This is a genomic window from Streptomyces cellostaticus (assembly GCF_001513965.1).
Classification (GTDB): Bacteria; Actinomycetota; Actinomycetes; order Streptomycetales; family Streptomycetaceae; genus Streptomyces; species Streptomyces cellostaticus.
Genome location: NZ_KQ948019.1, coordinates 1 through 18,095, shown reverse-complemented (window position 1 = coordinate 18,095; position 18,095 = coordinate 1). Strand labels below are relative to the sequence as shown.

The 18,095-nt window shown below is 71.8% G+C and carries 18 protein-coding genes; 4 read left to right on the top strand and 14 right to left on the bottom strand.

The window, feature by feature from the left end; translation table 11 throughout:
• The first annotated feature begins 143 nt into the window (after positions 1-143).
• A complete protein-coding gene (locus AQI88_RS11580) occupies positions 144-1,211 on the top strand; it encodes an RNA ligase (ATP) (RefSeq protein ID WP_066996207.1) in 1,068 nt (355 codons plus the stop codon).
• 159 nt (positions 1,212-1,370) lie between these two features.
• Here AQI88_RS11580 and soxR read toward each other — a convergent pair whose 3' ends face one another.
• Entirely contained in the window at positions 1,371-1,829 is a 459-nt protein-coding gene (gene soxR, locus AQI88_RS11575) for a redox-sensitive transcriptional activator SoxR (RefSeq protein ID WP_066996204.1), read from the bottom strand.
• Positions 1,830-1,934: 105 nt separating this feature from the next.
• On the opposite strand from soxR, the gene AQI88_RS11570 reads away from it, so the two are divergent.
• On the top strand, positions 1,935-2,396 hold the full coding sequence (locus tag AQI88_RS11570; protein ID WP_066996201.1) for a MaoC family dehydratase: 462 nt from the start codon (positions 1,935-1,937) through the stop codon (positions 2,394-2,396).
• A 26-nt stretch (positions 2,397-2,422) separates the two neighbouring features.
• Here AQI88_RS11570 and AQI88_RS11565 read toward each other — a convergent pair whose 3' ends face one another.
• The 3 genes from AQI88_RS11565 to AQI88_RS11555 all read right to left on the bottom strand — a co-directional run bounded on the left by AQI88_RS11565 (position 2,423) and on the right by AQI88_RS11555 (position 4,664).
• Complete coding sequence (locus tag AQI88_RS11565; protein WP_066996198.1) at positions 2,423-3,046, bottom strand: TetR/AcrR family transcriptional regulator; 624 nt, start codon at positions 3,044-3,046, stop codon at positions 2,423-2,425.
• A gap of 118 nt (positions 3,047-3,164) precedes the next feature.
• Positions 3,165-3,452 (bottom strand): YiaA/YiaB family inner membrane protein, encoded by a 288-nt coding sequence (locus tag AQI88_RS11560; protein WP_066996195.1) that lies wholly within the window; start codon positions 3,450-3,452, stop codon positions 3,165-3,167.
• 60 nt (positions 3,453-3,512) lie between these two features.
• Positions 3,513-4,664 (bottom strand): acyl-CoA dehydrogenase family protein, encoded by a 1,152-nt coding sequence (locus AQI88_RS11555; protein ID WP_066997129.1) that lies wholly within the window; start codon positions 4,662-4,664, stop codon positions 3,513-3,515.
• A gap of 91 nt (positions 4,665-4,755) precedes the next feature.
• Here AQI88_RS11555 and AQI88_RS11550 point away from each other — a divergent pair, with 91 nt between their 5' ends.
• On the top strand, positions 4,756-5,397 hold the full coding sequence (locus AQI88_RS11550) for a TetR/AcrR family transcriptional regulator (RefSeq protein WP_066997127.1): 642 nt from the start codon (positions 4,756-4,758) through the stop codon (positions 5,395-5,397).
• A 46-nt stretch (positions 5,398-5,443) separates the two neighbouring features.
• Positions 5,444-6,154 carry an ArsR/SmtB family transcription factor gene (locus AQI88_RS11545; protein WP_066996192.1) on the top strand — a complete coding sequence of 237 codons (711 nt, stop codon included), beginning with the start codon at positions 5,444-5,446 and terminating at the stop codon, positions 6,152-6,154.
• A 136-nt stretch (positions 6,155-6,290) separates the two neighbouring features.
• Here AQI88_RS11545 and AQI88_RS11540 read toward each other — a convergent pair whose 3' ends face one another.
• From AQI88_RS11540 to AQI88_RS11495, 10 genes are all read right to left on the bottom strand, one after another.
• Complete coding sequence (locus tag AQI88_RS11540) at positions 6,291-7,373, bottom strand: Zn-dependent alcohol dehydrogenase (RefSeq protein WP_066996189.1); 1,083 nt, start codon at positions 7,371-7,373, stop codon at positions 6,291-6,293.
• A 15-nt stretch (positions 7,374-7,388) separates the two neighbouring features.
• A complete protein-coding gene (locus AQI88_RS11535) occupies positions 7,389-8,777 on the bottom strand; it encodes an aldehyde dehydrogenase family protein (protein WP_066996183.1) in 1,389 nt (462 codons plus the stop codon).
• Positions 8,778-8,861: 84 nt separating this feature from the next.
• On the bottom strand, positions 8,862-9,314 hold the full coding sequence (locus AQI88_RS11530; RefSeq protein ID WP_066996180.1) for a DUF3574 domain-containing protein: 453 nt from the start codon (positions 9,312-9,314) through the stop codon (positions 8,862-8,864).
• A gap of 52 nt (positions 9,315-9,366) precedes the next feature.
• Positions 9,367-10,707, bottom strand: coding sequence for an ABC transporter ATP-binding protein (locus AQI88_RS11525; RefSeq protein ID WP_066996177.1), 1,341 nt, complete (start codon positions 10,705-10,707; stop codon positions 9,367-9,369).
• A 147-nt stretch (positions 10,708-10,854) separates the two neighbouring features.
• Positions 10,855-11,505, bottom strand: a complete 651-nt coding sequence (locus AQI88_RS11520; RefSeq protein WP_066996174.1) for a class F sortase — start codon at positions 11,503-11,505, stop codon at positions 10,855-10,857.
• Positions 11,492-12,187, bottom strand: coding sequence for a hypothetical protein (locus AQI88_RS11515; RefSeq protein WP_066996171.1), 696 nt, complete (start codon positions 12,185-12,187; stop codon positions 11,492-11,494). Before AQI88_RS11515 ends, AQI88_RS11520 begins: the two co-directional genes overlap by 14 nt.
• Before the next feature lie 100 nt (positions 12,188-12,287).
• Complete coding sequence (locus AQI88_RS11510) at positions 12,288-13,532, bottom strand: MFS transporter (protein ID WP_066996169.1); 1,245 nt, start codon at positions 13,530-13,532, stop codon at positions 12,288-12,290.
• Positions 13,533-13,553: 21 nt separating this feature from the next.
• Positions 13,554-14,951, bottom strand: a complete 1,398-nt coding sequence (locus AQI88_RS11505; protein WP_066996166.1) for a CitMHS family transporter — start codon at positions 14,949-14,951, stop codon at positions 13,554-13,556.
• Positions 14,952-15,074: 123 nt separating this feature from the next.
• A complete protein-coding gene (locus AQI88_RS11500; protein WP_066996163.1) occupies positions 15,075-17,306 on the bottom strand; it encodes a molybdopterin oxidoreductase family protein in 2,232 nt (743 codons plus the stop codon).
• Between the two features lie 119 nt (positions 17,307-17,425).
• Positions 17,426-18,046 carry a TetR/AcrR family transcriptional regulator gene (locus AQI88_RS11495; RefSeq protein ID WP_066996160.1) on the bottom strand — a complete coding sequence of 207 codons (621 nt, stop codon included), beginning with the start codon at positions 18,044-18,046 and terminating at the stop codon, positions 17,426-17,428.
• Positions 18,047-18,095 lie beyond the last annotated feature (49 nt).

Sequence of the window (18,095 nt, the reverse complement as noted above, 5' to 3'; positions counted from 1 at the left end):
GGCCCCGTTCGGTACTCCGCGCCGGGCGTCGCCGCCGGCCGAAGAGCGTGACGTTAGCAGGCGGTAATCCGGTCGCTCCACCCCTTTCCCGTACGGAGAGTGGGTGTCGATGGAACCGAACTGAGGAACCGAGGAGTCCCCAGATGTCGACGCTGCGCGTCACCGCCGAAGTGCTGACCGTCCACGAGCATCCGAACGCCGATGCCCTCGAACTGGCCCAGGTGGGCCTGTACCGGGCCGTCGTCGCCAAGGGCGCGTACCGCACCGGCGAGGCCGCCGTGTACATCCCCGAGCAGTCCGTGCTGCCGTCCGGGCTGATCGAGGAGCTGGGACTGACCGGGCGGCTGGCGGGCGGCGAGGCCAATCGGGTCAAGGCGGTACGGCTGCGGGGTGAGCTGTCGCAGGGCATCGTGTGCCGGCCGAAGGCGCTCGCGGACGTCGATCTGGCGCGGGCCGCGGCCGAGGGCACCGACTTCGCCGAGCGGCTGGGCATCACCAAGTGGGTGCCGCCGATCCCGCCGACCATGAACGGGGAGGTGGAGTCCGCTCCTGACCTGCTGCCCTGGGTCGACATCGAGAACATCCAGCGCTACCCGGACATCTTCACCCCGGGCGAGCCGGTCGTCCTGACCGAGAAGCTGCACGGCTCGGCGTGCCTGCTGACGTATGTCGGCGGCGAGGACCGGGTGTACGTGTCCTCCAAGGGCTTCGGGGCGAAGTCCCTGGCCCTGAAGGAAGATCCACGGAACCTGTACTGGCGGGCGATACGAGGACACGGCGTCGCCGAGGCCGCGGCGAGGCTCTGCGAGCGGCTGGGCGCACGGCGGGTCGGCATCTTCGGGGAGGTGTACGGCGCCGGGGTGCAGGACCTGACGTACGGGGCCGACGGGCGGCGGGAGACGCTGGGGTATGCGGCGTTCGACGTGTCGGCGGAGATCGACGGGGCGCTGCGCTGGCTGGACCCGGTTGAGCTGCTGGACGGGGAGCTGCCCTTGGTGCCGCGTCTCTTCTCGGGGCCGTACGACATCGAGCGGGTGCTGGAGTTCGCGAGCGGGCGGGAGACGGTGTCCGGGCAGGGGCTGCATCTGCGGGAGGGTGTGGTGGTACGCCCTGCGGCGGAGCGGTACAGCGCGGTGACCGGGGGCCGGGCGATCGCCAAGGCGGTGAGCCCTGCGTACCTGACGCGCAAGGGCGGGACCGAGTTCGAGTAGGCCTCCGGCTGGGCGGGGGTGGGGTCGCTCACCGGCACCGGCAGGGTGCCGGTGCGCCCCAAAAGGGGCGCGGGGAACTGCGCGACCAGCCACGGCGCAGCCGCAGTCGGCGACGGGCCGGAACCGCAACGGTCGTAGCCGCAACGGTCCAGCCCGCGGTCAGCGCCCCTCCGCCATAAGGCGCGACCCCGCCCTCCGCTCGCCGAACACGTCGTCCGGGTTGGAAAGAACACACGTGTCCAAGGACAGGCACCCGCAGCCGATGCAGTCGGTGAGGTGGTCCCTCAGACGGTTCAGCTGCTTGATGCGTTCGTCCAGTTCGGAGCGCCACGCCTCCGACAGGCGGGCCCAGTCCTCGCGGGTCGGCGTGCGTTCCTCGGGGAGCTGCGCGAGAGCCTCGCGAATCGTGGCCAGGGGGATGCCGACCCGCTGGGCCGCGCGGACGAAGGCGACCCGGCGCAGCGTGTCACGGGTGTAGCGGCGCTGGTTGCCGGAGGTACGGCGGCTGGTGATCAGGCCCTTGGACTCGTAGAAGTGCAGGGCGGAGACGGCGGCACCGCTGCGCGTGGACAACTGGCCGACGGTCAGCTCGTGGATCTTCTCGGGAATCTGGGGCACTCCTCAGAGACTACTCACCCGGTACGGGTGACGGGCCGTTGACAGGCGCCCCCGGCCCGACCATGCTAAGCAGTTGCTTAGACATGCGAGCGAGAGGCCGGGAACATGGCAGAACCGAGGACCTTCACCTCCCCCGACGAGCTGAAGGCCGCCGTGGGCGAGCAGCTGGGCCACACGGACTGGCTGGAGATCGACCAGAAGCGGATCGATCTGTTCGCGGAGGCCACCGGTGATCACCAGTGGATCCACGTGGATCCGGAGAAGGCCGCCGCGGGACCGTTCAAGACCACCATCGCCCACGGCTATCTGACCCTCTCGCTGCTCCCGCTCTTCGGACCGCAGCTCATCAAGGTCGAGGGCGTGACGATGGGCGTCAACTACGGGACGAACAAGGTCCGCTTCCCCGCCCCCGTCCCGGTCGGCTCCCGGCTGCGCGCCACCGCGACGATCACCGGCGTCGAGGACGTCAAGGGCGGCGTACAGGTGGCCATCGCCTTCACCGTGGAGCGCGAGGGCGGCGACAAGCCGGTCTGCGTCGCGGAGTCGGTGTCCCGCTACTACCTCTGAGCGACCACCCCTGAGCCCGGGGCGCCCTACTCGGCGCCCACCATCCGCAGCACGAGGTCGGCGTAGAGCGCGCCGACCTCCTCGGGGGTGCGCGGCCCGTTCACGGTGAACCAGCGGGCCACGTCGATGCACAACGACAGCACGGCGAGCGTGGTGCCGTGCACGTCCGGCACGTCGAACTCGCCCGAGGCCACGCCGTCCTCGATGATCCCGCGCACCTCGGCGTCGACCTGGCGGCGCAGCGCGACGATCTCGGCGCGGGCCTCGGGGCCGAGCGCGTCGAGTTCGTACTGCACGACCCGTGCGGTGGTGCGCCGGCCGGCGTGCCAGCGGACGAAGGAGCTGACGGCGTCGGCCAGCCGCTCCGCGGCACTGCCCTCGCGCCGGGCCGCCGTCCGCAGGATGTCCAGGGCCCTGTCGTGGCCGATCCGGCTGATCCGGTGGAGCAGCTCTTCCTTGGTCTTGTAGTGGATGTAGAGCGCGGCCGGGCTCATGCCGGCGCGGCCCGCGATGTCGCGTGTCGTCGTCGCGTGGTAGCCGCGCTCGGCGAAGGCCTCCACGGCGGCGATGAGGAGCCGCCGGGCCGCGTCAGGGGTGACCTCTTCCCACGGCTCGACCTCGCCGCCGGCCGTCTCCTGAGCCGTACTCATCGCTCGCTCGCCCCCTTCGGTGACAGGAGCTACACCATACCGCCGAAAGTGAGCGCTCGCTTAGCGTGGGCGGCTCGCCCGGACCTCGCAGGCGCTCTCAGACCTTACTCAGAGCGTCTCAGAGCTTTTCGAAGGGATCGTGATCGGCGAGCAGCTTGTCCAGGCGCGCCTGGTCGACCCGGCTGACGATCTGCCCGGCCTCCTGACGGTCCCGGATCACCTTGGCGAGGGTGAAGGCGGAGGTGACCAGGTACAGGACGGCGATCGCCAGGAATCCCCGCACCCAGGCGTCGGCGTTCAGCCGGAAGATACCGATGGCGGTGGCCGCCATGGCGACCGCGAAGGAGGCGACGGCCTGGCCGTAGAAGGCGGCCGTACTCTGCTGCTTGACCGGTGTGTCACTCATGGGAGCAAGCATCGGCGGACGTGGCCCGCGCCACATCCGCCGAGATACTCAGGCGGATACTCAGAAGGCGGAAACCCCGGTCAGCGCCCGCCCGATGAGCAGTTTCTGGATCTGGCTGGTGCCTTCGTAGAGGGTCATCACGCGGGCGTCGCGCAGGAGTTTGCCGACCGGATACTCGTCGATGTAGCCGTAACCGCCGAAGACCTGCAGGGCGTTGTTGGCAGCGCGCACGGCGGCCTCGGAGGCGAACAGCTTGGCCTTGGAGGACTCGACGGCGAACGGCCGGCCGCGGTCGATCAGGTCGGCCACCCGCCAGGTGAGCAGCCGGGCCGCGTCCACGTCGACGGCGATGTCGCTGATCAGCTCCTGCACCAGCTGATGGCGGGCGATGGACTTGCCGAACTGCTCGCGTTCGCCCGCGTACCGCACAGCCGCCTCCAGCGCGGCCTGGGCTATGCCGACGCAGCCCGCGGCCACCGACATCCGCCCCTTGGCCAGGGCCGACATGGCGACGGAGAAGCCCTTGCCCTCCTCTGCGACCATCGCCGCGGCGGGCACCCGGACGTCCTGAAGGACCAGTTCGGCGGTGGCCTGGCCGCGCAGGCCGAGCTTGCCGTGGATGGTGCGGCGGGTCAGACCTGGCGTGTCGGTGGGGACGAGGAAGGCCGAGACGCCCTGGTGGCCGGGGGCGTCGGTGGAGCGGGCGAAGAGGAGGACGACGTCGGCCCAGGTGCCGTTCGTGATGAACATCTTGGTGCCGCTCAGGACGTAGTCGTCGCCGTCGCGCACCGCGCGGGTGGTGAGGTTGCCCGCGTCGGAGCCGGTGCCGGGCTCGGTGAGGCCGAAGCAGCCGACGTACTCGCCGGCGGTGAGCCCCGGCAGCCAGCGCCGCTTCTGCTCCTCGCTCCCCCATGCGGCGATCGACTTGGCGACCAGGCCCAGGGAGACGGAGACGATCCCGCGGACCGAGGAGTCACCGCGGCCCAGCTCCTCGGTGACCAGGCAGTACGCGAGATGGTCACCGCCCGAGCCGCCGTACTCCTCGTCGACGGTCAGTCCGAGGAAACCCACCTCGCCGAGCTTCTTCACGATCCCCCGGTCGACCTCCTCGGCCCGGTCCCAGGCGACCACGTGGGGGGCGATCTCGCGCTCCACGAAGTCCCGGGCGAGCTGCCGTACGGCGGCCTGCTCCTCGCTCAGCTCCAGGTTCACCATGTGATCACCCCACACAGACGGAATCTTGAAAACTATACATTTAAATTAGCACTGCTAGTTTCCAGGGAACAGCCCTACTATGTGCGCCATGGCCCGACCGCGCAAGCCCCTCCTCAGCACCGACCGGATCGTCGAGACGGCCCGGGAACTCGTGGACGCGGAGGGCCTGGCGGCCGTCTCCACCCGGCGGCTCGCCGCCGAGCTGGGGGTGAGCGGGCCCTCGCTGTACAACCACTTCCGCACCAAGGACGAGATCCTGGAAGCGGTCGCGGACTCGGTGAGCGCGCTGGTCGACCTGTCGATGTTCGAGGACGGCCGGGACTGGCGGACCGCGCTGCACGACTGGGCCGTCTCCTACCGCGCGGCCCTGCGCGACCACCCCAACATCGTCCCGGTCCTCGCCCGGGGCCCGGGGCGCCGCCCCGCCGCGCTCCGCGTCGCCGACGCGGCCTACGGCGCGATGGTCGACGCGGGCTGGCCGCCGTCCCAGGCGACCTCCATCGGCGCGCTGATGCGGTACTTCATCATGGGCTCCGCACTCGGCTCCTTCGCCGGGGGCTTCGTGGACGACGCGAGCGCGTACGACCCCGCCGACTATCCCCACCTCGGCCAGGCCCACCTCCTCGCCGAGCAGCAGGAGAAGATCGACGAGCGGGCCTTCGAGACGGGGCTCGCCGCGCTCCTGGACGGGCTGGCGCAGCAGTACGAGCAGGCGCGGCAGGGCGTGTGAGGACACTTCGGCAGGCGCCGAAGTGCCGGTGCCGCATGCTGGGTGCATGAACACCAAGGACTCCCGGGCCGCCGGCCTCGCCTCGCTGGCCTCGCTGATCGCCGACGAGACCCGGGCCGTGTGCCTGCTGGCCCTGCTGGACGGGCGGGCCTGGACGGCGGGTGAACTGGCCCGGCATGCCGGGGTCGCCCCGTCCACGCTGAGCGAGCATCTGGGCAAGCTGGTCGGAGGCGGGCTACTCGCGCAGGAGCGGCAGGGGCGGCACCGGTATGTGCGGCTGGCCGACGCGCGCGTGGCACAGCTCCTCGAGGACCTCGCCGCACAGGTGGACCCCGCCGAGACCGTACGCCCGCGCACGCTGCGGGAGTCGAGCGCGGGCTCCGCGATGGCACGCGGCCGCACCTGCTACGACCATCTCGCCGGGCGACTCGGCATCGCGGTCACGGACGCGCTGTCCCTCCGGGGGTTTCTGCGGCAGGACACGGGGTTTGCGCTGACGGATGCGGGGCTGGAGTGGTTCGGCGGGGCCGGCATCGCCCTCGACCGCGGGGCACGCCGCCCGCTGGCCCGCGCCTGCCTCGACTGGACCGAGCGCCGGCCCCACCTGGCGGGTGCGGCGGGCGCTGCGCTGTGCCGGCATGCCCTGGACTCGGGCTGGTGCGTGCGGATCGGGTCTTCGCGTGCGGTGAGGGTGACTCCGTCGGGGGAGCGGGCGTTTTCTGAGTTGCTCGGCATCGGCTCTGAGGCATTGCGCTGAGTTCGGCTACGGGGGTGGGGGCTGTGTGACGTGCCGGGTGCGCGTACATCGTGGCTGGTCGCGCCCACGCGGCGGAGCCGCATACCGATACAGCCCCGCGCCCCTTCGGGGCGCGCTCAGCCCCCGCATCAGCCGCTCAGAACACCACCAGCGCCCGGCCGCCCTTGCCCTCGAGCATGTTGTCGAAGGCCGCCGGGATGCCCTCCAGAGCGATCCGTTCGGTGACCAGCGTCGAGAGGTCCAGGCGGCCCTCACGTACGTGTTCGGCGAGCACCGGCAGGTCGCGGGCCGGGTCGGTGTTGCCGTAGACGCAGCCGGACAGGGTGCGGCCCCAGTGGAAGATCTCCAGGGCGTTGAAGGTGACCTCCTGGTCCTTGCCGCCGATACCGACGACGGTCGTACGGCCGCCCCGGCGGGTGGACTCCCAGGCGGCGCGGATGCTGACCGCGCGGCCCACGCACTCCACGGAGACGTCGACGCCCTGCTTGTCGGTGAGGGCGCGGATCTCGCGGGGGGTGGTGTCGGAGGCGAGGACGTAGTCGGTGGCGCCTGCCGCGCGGGCCAGTTCCTCCTTCTCGGGGGAGACGTCGACCGCGATGATGCGGGACGCGCCCGCGATGCGGGCCGACTGCAGGGTGGCCAGGCCCACTCCGCCGACGCCGAACACCGCGACCGTCTCGCCGGGCCGGACCTGGGCGCAGTGGTGGACGGCGCCGTAGCCGGTGAGGACGGCGCAGCCGAGGAGGGCGGCATCCACCAAAGGCACCCCCTCCGGCAGGGGCAGCACGCAGGACGCGGAGACCACTGTCTCCTCGGCGAACGCGGCGACGTTCAGGCCGGGGTGGAGGTCGGTGCCGTCGGCGGTGCGGGCGTAGACGTCGGCGGCGCCGTTCATCGCGTTGGCGCACAACCAGACCTCGCCGAGCGTGCAGGCGTGGCAGGTGCCGCAGGAAGGGGCCCAGTTGAGGACCACGGGCGCGCCGGGCGCGACATGGGTGACTCCCTCGCCCACGGCCACGACCGTGCCCGCGCCCTCGTGGCCGAGGACCGCCGGGACCGGCACCCGCATGGTGCCGTTGGACAGGGACAGGTCGGAGTGGCAGACACCGGCGGCGGCGAGGCGGACGCGGACCTGTCCGGGGCCGGGGTCCGGCAGCTCGATGTCGGTGATCTCCAGGGGGGCGCCGATGGCGGGCAGAACGGCGGCTCGTACGGCCATGACTCGCGGACTTCCTTAGAACTGGAGGGACTTGGTCTGGAGGTACTCGGCGAGTCCGTGCCCGCCGAGTTCCCGGCCGACCCCGGACTGCTTGTAGCCGCCGAAGGGGGCGAGGGGGTTGAACCGGCCGCCGTTGATGTCGACCTGGCCGGTGTCCATACGGCGGGCGAAGGCGACGGCCTCGGCCTCGTCGGCGGCCCAGACGGCGCCGGCGAGACCGTACACCGTGCCGTTGGCGATGCGCAGGGCGTCCTCCTCGTCCTCATAGCGCAGGATCGAAAGGACCGGGCCGAAGATCTCCTCCTGGGCGATGGTCATCTGCGGGGTGACGTCCGCGAAGACGGTCGGGCTGACGAAGTAGCCCTGCTCCCGGGGAGATTCGGGGCCGCCGGTGACCAGGCGGGCGCCCTCGGCGAGGCCCTTCTCGATGTAGCTGCGCACCCGTGCCTGCTGCTTGGCGCTGACGACCGGGCCGATGCGGTCGCCGTACTTGGCGGCCGCGGCCCGGGCCAGTTCGACGGCCTCGTCGTACCGGTCGCGGTGGACCAGCATGCGGGTCCAGGCGCTGCATGTCTGACCGGAGTTGGACATCACGTTGGCGACGCCGACGGCCACCGCCTTGGCGAGGTCGGCGCTCGGCAGGATGACGTTGGCGGACTTGCCGCCGAGTTCGAGGGCGACCTTCTTGACGGCCGCGCCGGCCACCGCGCCGATCTGCCGGCCCACCGTCGTGGAACCGGTGAAGGAGACCAGGTCGACGCACGGGTGCTCGGCGAGGGCCTGCCCGGCGACCGGGCCGAGGCCGGTGACGAGGTTGAACACGCCGGCCGGGACGCCCGCCTCGTGGACCGCCTCGGCGAAGAGCTGGGCGGTGAGCGGGGTGTCCTCGGCGGGCTTGAGGACGATCGTGCAGCCCGCGGCGAGCGCCGGGGCCGCCTTGGCGACGATCTGGTGGAGCGGGTAGTTCCAGGGGGTGATCGCGGCGACGACGCCGATCGGCTCGTGCAGGACCGTCGAGTTGCCGACCTTCTCCTCGAAGGAGTGGGTGGCGGCCAGCTCGGCGTAGGAGCCCGCGACCGCGATCGGCACGCCCGCGTGCACGGCCTGCGAGAACTGGAGCGGCGCGCCCAGTTCGGCGGTGACCGTCTCGGCGATCTCGTCCTTGCGGGCCACCAGGACGTCCCGCAGGGCGGCGAGGCGGGCGGCCCGCTCGGCCGGGGGCGTGGCGGCCCAGCCCGGGAGGGCGGCGCGCGCGGCGCGTACGGCGGTGTCGACGTCCAGGGCGTTCCCGGCCGGGACCCGGCCGATGACCTGCTCGTCGGCCGGGTTCACGACCTCGATCACGTCCCGGCTCTCGGCGGGGCGCCAGGCGCCGTCGATGTACAGGCCGTCGTGTGCCTTCATGGTGCTTCCTCCCGGGCGGGGCGTGTGGTCGTCCGGTTCACAAACTAGCGGCGTTAGTTTTCGTGCACCAGACGCCCCATGACATCAGAAGTCGACCCGGGCCCGGTCGTCCACCCTCCCCACGGCCTCCTGGGCGAAGGCCTTCTCGTACGCCGTGCGGATCTCCTCGATCTTCCGGTCGCTCTTGACCGCCTCCGCCACCGGGTACAGCAGGATCAGTTCGTACGACCGCTCCTTCTCGATCGTGCCGTTCGCGTCCCGCCACTGTCCGCGCCCGTTCTGCACGGTGAGTCCGTGCGGGAAGCCGGGCGTGACCTCGTGGTCGACGAAGGCCATGAACTGCTTGTCGGTGACGGCGGGGCCGCCGTCGGGGCGTGCGGTGCCGAAGAAGAGCTGGGTCTCGACGTACGGCTTGCCGCGTTCCGGTACGACGGGATCGGCGCCGTCGAGCGCTGCGTAGGCGGTCGGAGCGGCGAGGGCCACGAGCAGCCCGACGGCCCCGAGGACGGCCCGGCTTCGGGTGAGATGCACATTCATGTACGCATCTCTAGCGGGGCTCACTTCTCGATGTGTGCATTCCTCGCGGACGTCACTCGTCCAGGTCCGGCAGCCGCACCGGAGCGGGGCAGATGCGGTCGCCGTGCTGGTCGAAGACGAAGAGATGGGCGAGGTCGACGAGGAGCGGGACCTGCATGCCGTGGTGCAGCCGGATGTCGGGTGTGGTGCGGACGACCAGGTCACCGGGGAGGCGGCCCTCCGGGGGCGCGGGGTCGGGTGCGGCATCGGCCGGGTCCTCCAGGACCACCACCGGCCCGGCACGCAGCGAACCCGCCCGCTCCCTGAGCCGGTCCAGCATGCCCGGCCCCTCCCGGCGGCGGCGCCGTGCGGGCCGGGCGGCCGGGCGGGGCGCCTCCAGCTCGGGTACGACGGCGGGGCGGGAGCCGGTGTTGAAGTGGACGAGGGTCTCGTGTCCCTGGAACTCCATGTGCTCCACCAGCCCGGTGAGCGGCACCTCGCCGGGCCGGGCGGCGCTGTGCCTGGCGATGCGCACCGCCTCCGAGCGCAGTCCGACGATGACCTCGCGGCCCTGCTGCACGCGCAGCAACCGGTGGTCGAGGCAGAGGGGTTCGGGCAGGCGCAGATACTGCTTGCCGAGGCTGATGGTCATCGCACCGTCCAGCGGGGCGCGGACGAGGCCGCGCAGCAGGTTGATGCGCGGGGTGCCGATGAAGGCGGCGACGAAGACGTTGCGGGGCAGCGCGTACACCTCGCGCGGGCTGCCCACCTGGTGGAGCACCCCGCCGCGCAGGACGGCGACCCGGTCGCCGAGGGACATGGCCTCGGCCTGGTCGTGGGTGACGTACACCGTGGTCACGCCCAACTCGCGGGTGAGCCGGGATATTTCGGCCCGCAGGTGGTTGCGGAGCTTGGCGTCGAGGTTGGACAGCGGCTCGTCCATCAGGAAGGCGGAGGGGTGGCGGGCGATGGCCCGGCCCATGGCGACCCGCTGGCGTTCGCCGCCGGAGAGCTGGCTGGGGAAGCGGTCGAGCAGGTCCTCGATGCCGAGCATGCGGGCGGTGGCGTCCACGCGCGGCCGGGGGTCGGCGCCGGGGGCCTCGATGCGCAGCGGAAAGCCGATGTTGTCGCGGCTGGTCATGCTCGGGTAGAGGGCGAAGTTCTGGAAGACCATCGCGATGTGCCGCTCGGACGGCTGCCAGTCGTTGGCGTACTCGCCGTCGAGGAGGAGTTCGCCCTCGTCGATGTCCTCCAGTCCCGCGATCATGCGCAGCACGGTGGACTTCCCGCAGCCGGACGGGCCGAGCAGGACCAGGAATTCGCCGGGCGCGATGTCCAGCGAGAGCCGCTCCACCACGCGAGGGCCCCGCGCGTAGGACTTGCTCACGTCGTGCAGGGTGATGGCGCGTGTCATGACTGCTGCCCCCGGGGGCTGTCCGGAGCGCCGCTGCTCCGTGGGTCCGAAGGCCCCGTGCGGTCGTACGGGGCCTGTGAGTCACGGAAGTTAACGGAATGTGCCCGGCCGGGGGAAGGGAACGCACGGGATCGGGCGCTTTGCCCGTCACCCGGTCGCGGTCAGGTGGGCGAAGACCACCACGTTGCTCGTGTAGCCGGTGCGCCGGCTGAACAGGCCGCCGCAGGTCAGCACGCGCAACTCCGGGCGCCCGGTGGGCCCGTACACCTCTTCGTCGGGGAAGCCGGCCTTGTCGTAGACCTTCACCTGGTCCACGGTGTAGACGGCGGTACGGCCGTCCGCGCGCTTGGCCTCGATCAGCTTGCCGGGCTTCACCTGGGCGAGTGCGGCGAAGACGGCGGGGCCGGTGCTGGTGTCGCGGTGGCCGACGGCGACGGCGGTGCCGGACTCCCCCGGCGTGGGACCGCCCCGGTACCAGCCGACCAGCTTCGGCGTGCCGATCGGCGGTGTTTCCAGCTGCCGGTCCCGGTCGAGCCCTACACCGGTGACCGGCGCGTCGACCCCCAGGGACGGGATGCGCAGGGACGTCGGCCGGGACCGGGGCAGCGGGTCGGGCGGGGGTCCCTCGCGGGCCGGACCGGGCTCCTCCCGGCTCGCCCGGACCGGATCGGCCGGCCCGTCGTCTCCCCCGCACCGGACGCCCACCGTCACCAGGACGACCGCGAGCAGGGCCGTCCTGACGAGGCGGTAGGCGCGGGTCCGGTGCCACGGCCTGCGTCTGCGCCTACGCCGCGCCATGGGGCCGCCGGCGGATCAGCCGGACGTACACGGCGCCGCTGACCGCGACCAGACCCACGGCCGCGGCGGCGGCCACCGGCGAGAACGCGCCCGTGGTGTCGACCATGCCGCCGCCGCCCGCGTGCACTGCGCCCTTCGGGCCGTCGTTGTGGTCGCCGCCCTGGCTCCAGGCCGCGTCACCGTGCTGGTCGTCATGCTGATCGCCGCGCTGGTCGTCGTGCTGGTGGTCCTCGATCTGGCCCGGACCGTGCGCCCCGTCCTGCTTGCCGTCGTGGCAGTTGATGCGGAAGATCTTCTCCCTGGGGGCGCCCGCCACGATCCAGGTGAGCCGGTACTGCCCGTCTGCCAGGCCCAGCGGGTCGGTGTGCCCGGCGCCGCCGGCGAGCTGGATCGTCCCGGAGACGGTGGCACTGGTGGGCAGCGGCGGCTGTGGCGTGATGGTGTAGGCAATGGCGGGCAGGACGTCGAAGTTGACGGCGTCGAGGTAGAACTTGCAGACCACCGGGTCGTCCTTCGAGACGCCGAAGGGCACGCCCACGCGGTGGATCCTGATGTCGCCGTTTTCCCCCTGGGCAGCCGCAGTGGGCGCCGCCACCCACGACGCGCCCGCCGCGGCCAGCGCGGTGAGGACGACGGTGGCGCCCGCGCGGGAGAAGGTCCGTGGAAGTGTCAGGGTGGGCATCCAAGCTCCTCCGAGTTAGACGATTTTCATACAAATCGACCTTTCGTTGGGACTATCACTCATCCACACCAGAGCTCACCGCACCATGCCGGACGCGCCGTCAGATATCGCTCGTGCGGCGCAACGCCGACCCCTTCCGCCGCACCCGGGACACCCGTCCGGCCCCCTCCGACCGCCTCTCGTCACCCGGTGACCGCAGCGCCACCCCCGACGACAGCACCAACAGGACCCCGAGCATCACGAACGGTGCGGCCACCCCCGCGAGACCCGCGACCAGGCCCGCGGCGGCCGGTGCGGCGACCTGGCCGAGCCGGTTGCCGGTCAGGCGCAGGGCGAGCGCGGTGGAGCGGGCGCCCTCGGGGGCGGCCTGGACGACCGTCGTCATGGACAGCGGCTGGCCCAGGCCCAGACAGAAGCCGAGGACGGCGAGCATCAGGCCGAGCGCCCACACCGGCACCGGCAGGGCGGTGCCCGCGCACAGTACGGCCGCCAGGAGGCAGGTCACGGTGAGCAGCGCGGGCCGGCCGAGCAGGCGCAGCAGCACGGTGAGCACGAGACGGCAGGCGATGGAGGCCGCGGCGCGCAGGCTGAGCAGGACACCGATCACCGAGGGGGCGATGCTCCGGTGCTCGCCGACCACCGGGAGGTAGGCGGTGAGGATGTCGGTGGCGGACAGCACCGACAGACTGATGAGCATGCCCCCGGGCACGCCCCGGGCCCGCAGGATCCCGCCGACCGGCACCCGGTCGCCCTGCGCGGCAGGGGAGTTGACGGCCCTGCGGTCCTCGATACGCCACAATGAGGTGAACGCGACCGTGGCACCCGCGCCCGCCACGACGAGGGCGAGCGCGCTGCTGCCCGCCATGTCGGGGCCGCCGATCAGGGCGCCCGCGGCTACGGGTCCGATGAGCTGGCCGAGGGACGCGCCGATGGTGAAGTGCCCGAAGTTGCGGTCCTGTTCGTGCGGCGCGGACCGGCGCGCGACCAGGGACTGGGCGCCGATCACGAAGCAGAGGTGGCCGAGCCCCATCACTCCGCTCCACAGGGCCATCGCCCACAGGGAGCCGACGAGGCCGCTCAGTACGCAGCCGCCGGATATGAGCACCACACCGACGGGCAGCAGCGGTGCACAGCGGCCGTGGTCGGTGCGCCGGCCGAGCGGTACGGCGGCGAAGAGCGGGAGCAGGGCGTAGACGCCCGCGATGACACCGACCGCCCGTTCGTCGGCGCCCAGCGCGAGGGCCCGGTAGGAGACGGCGGGCCGGGCCATCGACACCGCCCCCTGGGCGAAGCCGAAGGCGATGACGAGACGGAGCAGCCAGCCGCGGTTCCCACCGGGCGCCATGGGCGCGTCCTCCCTGGAAGATCAGATGATGCCGAAGAGGATCCCTGCCCCGAGCACCACCAGGGATGTCAGGGCGGCCCACTTCACGACGAACTTCGTGTGGTCGCCGAACTCGACCTTGGCCATGCCGACCAGGACGTACACGGCCGGGACGAGCGGGCTGGACATGTGCAGCGGCTGGCCGACGAGCGAGGCCCGGGCGATCTCGAGGGAGGAGACGCCGTGCGCCTGGCCCGCCTCGGCGAGCACCGGCAGGATGCCGAAGTAGAAGCCGTCGTTGGACATGAAGTACGTGAGCGGGATGCTCAGCACGCCGGTGACGAAGGCCATGTGCGGGCCCATGCCGTCGGGGATGTTGTCCACCAGCCACGTGGCCATGTGGTCGACCATGCCGGTGCCCTGCAGGACGCCGGTGAAGACGGCGGCGGCGAAGACCATGCCGGAGACGTTGAGGACGTTCTCGGCGTGCGCGCCCAGGCGCGCCTTCTGGTCCGGCATGTGCGGGAAGTTGACGGTCAGGGCGAGCGCGGCGCCGAGCAGGAACAGCACCGGGATCGGCAGCCACTCCATGATCATGGCGGTGAGCAGGGCGATGGTGAGCAGCGCGTTGAACCAGTACAGCTTGGGGCGCAGGGTGGCGCGGTGGGGGTCCAGGCCCTGGAAACCGTCGTCCTCGGGCTCCTCGGGCAGGCCCGCGCCGCCGCCGGAACCTCCGGTGCGCTTGACCCCTGTGCCAAAACCGGCGCCCACCAGCACCGTCTCCTGCTCGGCAGGCTCCTCCACCAGCACCTCGTCCAGCGTCAGCACGCCGAGCCGCCTGCGCTCGCGGCGGCCGAGGACGTAGGCGAGGCAGAAGACGAACAGCAGACCCATGGCGAGCGCCGGGATCATCGGCACAAAGATGTCACTGGCGTCCAGCTTCAGCGCGGTCGCGGCCCGGGCGGTCGGGCCGCCCCAGGGCAGCGTGTTCATCACGCCGTTGGCCATCGCGGCCACACCGGTCATCACGACCAGGCTCATCTTCAGGCGCTTGTACAGCGGGTACATCGCCGAGACGGTGATCATGAAGGTGGTCGAGCCGTCGCCGTCGAGCGAGACGATCGCGGCGAGGACGGCGGTGCCGACGACGATGCGCAGCGGGTCGGCCTTGCAGAACCTCAGGATCGCCCGGACGATCGGGTCGAAGAGACCGACGTCGATCATCACACCGAAGTAGACGATCGCGAACATGAGCATCGCCGCGGTGGGCGCGAGACCGGTGACGCCGTCGATGACGTAGTCGCCGAGCTTGGCGCCCTTTCCGACAAAGACGCAGAACAGTGCCGGGATCAGTACGAGCGCCGCGATCGGCGACATCTTCTTCAGCATGATCAGGACCAGGAAGGTCGCGATCATGGCGAAGCCGAGGATGGTCAGCATGAGTGGATACCTAACGTTCGCCCTTGAACAACCCACCAGGGGTCGGCGGTGCGATGACGTTAGGTCCGTTCAAACGGCGTTAACAAGACGTTGACGTGCGAGCAATAAGCGCAATACTCCAGGTCACAGCCTTGCGGTGAGTTCGACCGGTATGCCGTTGAGGACCGCGTTGCCCGAGAGCGGGTCGAGCAGGCTGCCGTCGAGGAGCTGGTTGACGTTGACGCCGGGGTCGGTGGTGGCGTGGCTCAGCCGGGTGCCCGGGCGGTCGTGGCCCCAGCCGTGCGGGAGGCTCACCACGCCCGGGCGGACCCCGTCGGTGACCTCGGCGGGGGCCACCACCTCTCCCCCGGCCCCCGTCACGCGTACGTCGGCCCCGTCGCGTACTCCGAGGCGCTCCGCGTCCTCGGGGTGGATGTGCAGGGTGCAGCGGTTGGAGCCGCCGGTGAGGGCGGGCACGTTGTGCATCCAGCTGTTGTTGGAGCGCAGATGGCGACGGCCGACGAGGACGAGACCCGCGGGGCGCTCGCGCAGGGCCTCGCGGAGCCGGGGCAGGTCGCCGGCGATCGGTCCGGGCAGCAGCTCGACCTTGCCGCTCACGGTCTTCAGCGGCTGCGGCAGGCGGGAGTGCAGCGGGCCGAGGTCGATGCCGTGCGGGTGGGCGAGCAGCCGGTCCAGGGTCAGCCCGTCGGGCCGTAGGCCGAAGCCGTCGCCGTAGGGGCCGAGGCGCAGCATCAGGTCGAGCCGGCGCTCGGGGCCGGTCTCCCCGGTGAGCCGGCCGGCGAGGTCCTTCGGGTCGCGGCCGTGCACCGGGGAGTGGGGCTCCTGGACGGCCTTGCCGAGGGTCTGCTCGATCACCATCGTGTCCACGGCGCCGGGGTCGGCGCCGTGCATGCCGGTGGCGGCCAGGGTCAGCCGGGCGAGGATCTCGGTCTCGGCCATGCGGCCGGGTTCGAGAGAGACGGCGGGGCGGCTGTAGCGGACCTGGTTGCGGACGGCCAGGGTGTTGAAGGCGAAGTCGTGGTGGGGGCTCTGCGAGGGCGGCGGCGGGGGCAGGACGACGTCGGCGTGGCGGGAGGTCTCGTTGAGGTAGGGGTCGACGCTGACCATGAAGTCCAGCGAGTCCAGGGCCTTGTCGAGGCGGTGGCCGTCGGGGGCGGACAGCACGGGGTTGGCCGCGACCACGATCAGCGCCCGGACGGGTTCGCCTTCCGCGGTGACCGTGTCGATCTCCTCGGCGAGCGCGGAGAGCGGCAACTCCCCCTTGGCCTCGGGGTGTTGCCGTACCCGGGAGTGCCAGCGGCCGAGCGCGAAGCCGCGGCCGGGACCCGCCGGGCGGGGTGTCCTGTCCGTGGCGGCCTGCGGGAACAGGGCGCCGCCCGGCCGGTCCAGGTTGCCGGTGAGGATGTTGAGGACGTCGACCAGCCAGCTCGCCAGGGTGCCGTGCGGGACGGTGCAGCTGCCGATGCGGGCGTAGACGGCGGCGGTGGGGGCGGCGGCGAGTTCGCGGGCGAGGGTGCGAATGAGGGCCGCGTCGACGTCACAGGCCCCCGCGACGGCTTCCGGGGTGAACTCCCGCAGGGCGTCGCGGAGTTCGGGCAGACCCTGGACGTGCGGGGCGAGGTCCCCGAGGTCCGCCAGACCCTCCTCGAACAGCACGGTGGCCATCGCGGCGAGCAGCAGGGCGTCGGCGCCGGGCCGGATCGCGACGTGCCGGTCGGCGAGCTTCGCGGTGCGGGTGCGGCGCGGGTCCACCACGGTGAGCCGGCCGCCGCGGGCCTTGAGGGCCTTGAGCTTGCCGGGGAAGTCGGGGGCGGTGCACAGACTCCCGTTGGACTCCAGGGGGTTGGCGCCGATGAGGAGCAGATGGCCGGTGTGGTCGAGGTCCGGCACCGGGATGGCGTTGGCGTCGCCGAAGAGCAGCCCGCTGGAGACGTGCTTGGGCATCTGGTCGACCGTGGAGGCGGTGAACAGGCTACGGGTGCGCAGCGCGGCGAGCAGCACCGGCGGGTAGAGGGCGCCGGCCATGGTGTGCACGTTGGGGTTGCCGAGGACGATGCCGAGGGAGTCGGGGCCGTAGCGCTCCACGACCGGGCGCAGGCCCGCGGCGACCGCGTCGAAGGCCTCCTCCCAGGTGGCCTCGCGCAGGGCGCCGTCCTCGCGGACGAGCGGGGTGCGCAGCCGGTCGGGGTCGCCGTCGACGGCACCGAAGGAGGCGCCCTTGGGGCAGATGAACCCCTTGCTGAAGACGTCCTCGCGGTCGCCGCGGGCGCCGGTGACACGGGTGCCCTCGATGGTGAGGGTCAGCCCGCAGGTGGCCTCGCACAGGGGGCAGATTCGCAGGGCGGTGCGGGACACGGGTCCTCCCGGAGGATCGGCGGCGGTGCCGCGCAAGCCCAGGCGGGCTCGGGGCCGAGCATACCGACCGGTAGGCACGGAGGGGAGCCCCCTACGGCCTTCCGAAGCCCTCCGAAGGCTCAGTCGAGCACGCGCCCCAGGTAGGCCCGCAGCAGCTCCCGTGTCTCGTGGATGATCGCCTCGTCCCCGTCGGGATCGACCCGGAAGGCCAGCTGCACCAGGGTGTCCGCGCTCTCCACGGCGACGAGGAAGACGCGCCGCAGCTCCTCCTCGTCGGGGGTGCGGCCGAGGTAGCCGGAGAGCAGGCCGGTGAGGCGGTCGGCGACCCTGGTGTTGGGCTCGGCCTGCCGGGTGCCGACCGGGATCTGGTTGCCGAAGTCCACGAGGGAGAAGCCGGGCGCCGTGCGCTTCATGCTCAGGTACTCGTCCAGTACGGCGTCCATGGCGGCCCGCCAGTCGCCCCGCCGCTCCTGCTTCAGGCGCTCGGTGACGCGCTCGGTGTAGCGCTCCAGGTTGCGCTGGGCGAGGGCGTCGGCCATCTGCCGCTTGTTGCCGAAGAAGCGGTAGACCGAGCCGATGGGCACCTCGGCGCGCAGGGCGACCGCCCGGGTACTCAGGGCGTCGTAGCCGACCTCGTCGAGGAGGTCGGCGCAGGCGTCGAGGATCCTGGTCAGCCGTTCGGCACTGCGCCGTTGGACGGGCGCGCGGCGAAGCGATGTCGCGTGGGGCACGGGCTTCATGATGCCTTTCCGCCGGGGTCAGGTGAACCTCACCCCACAGTACGAAAAA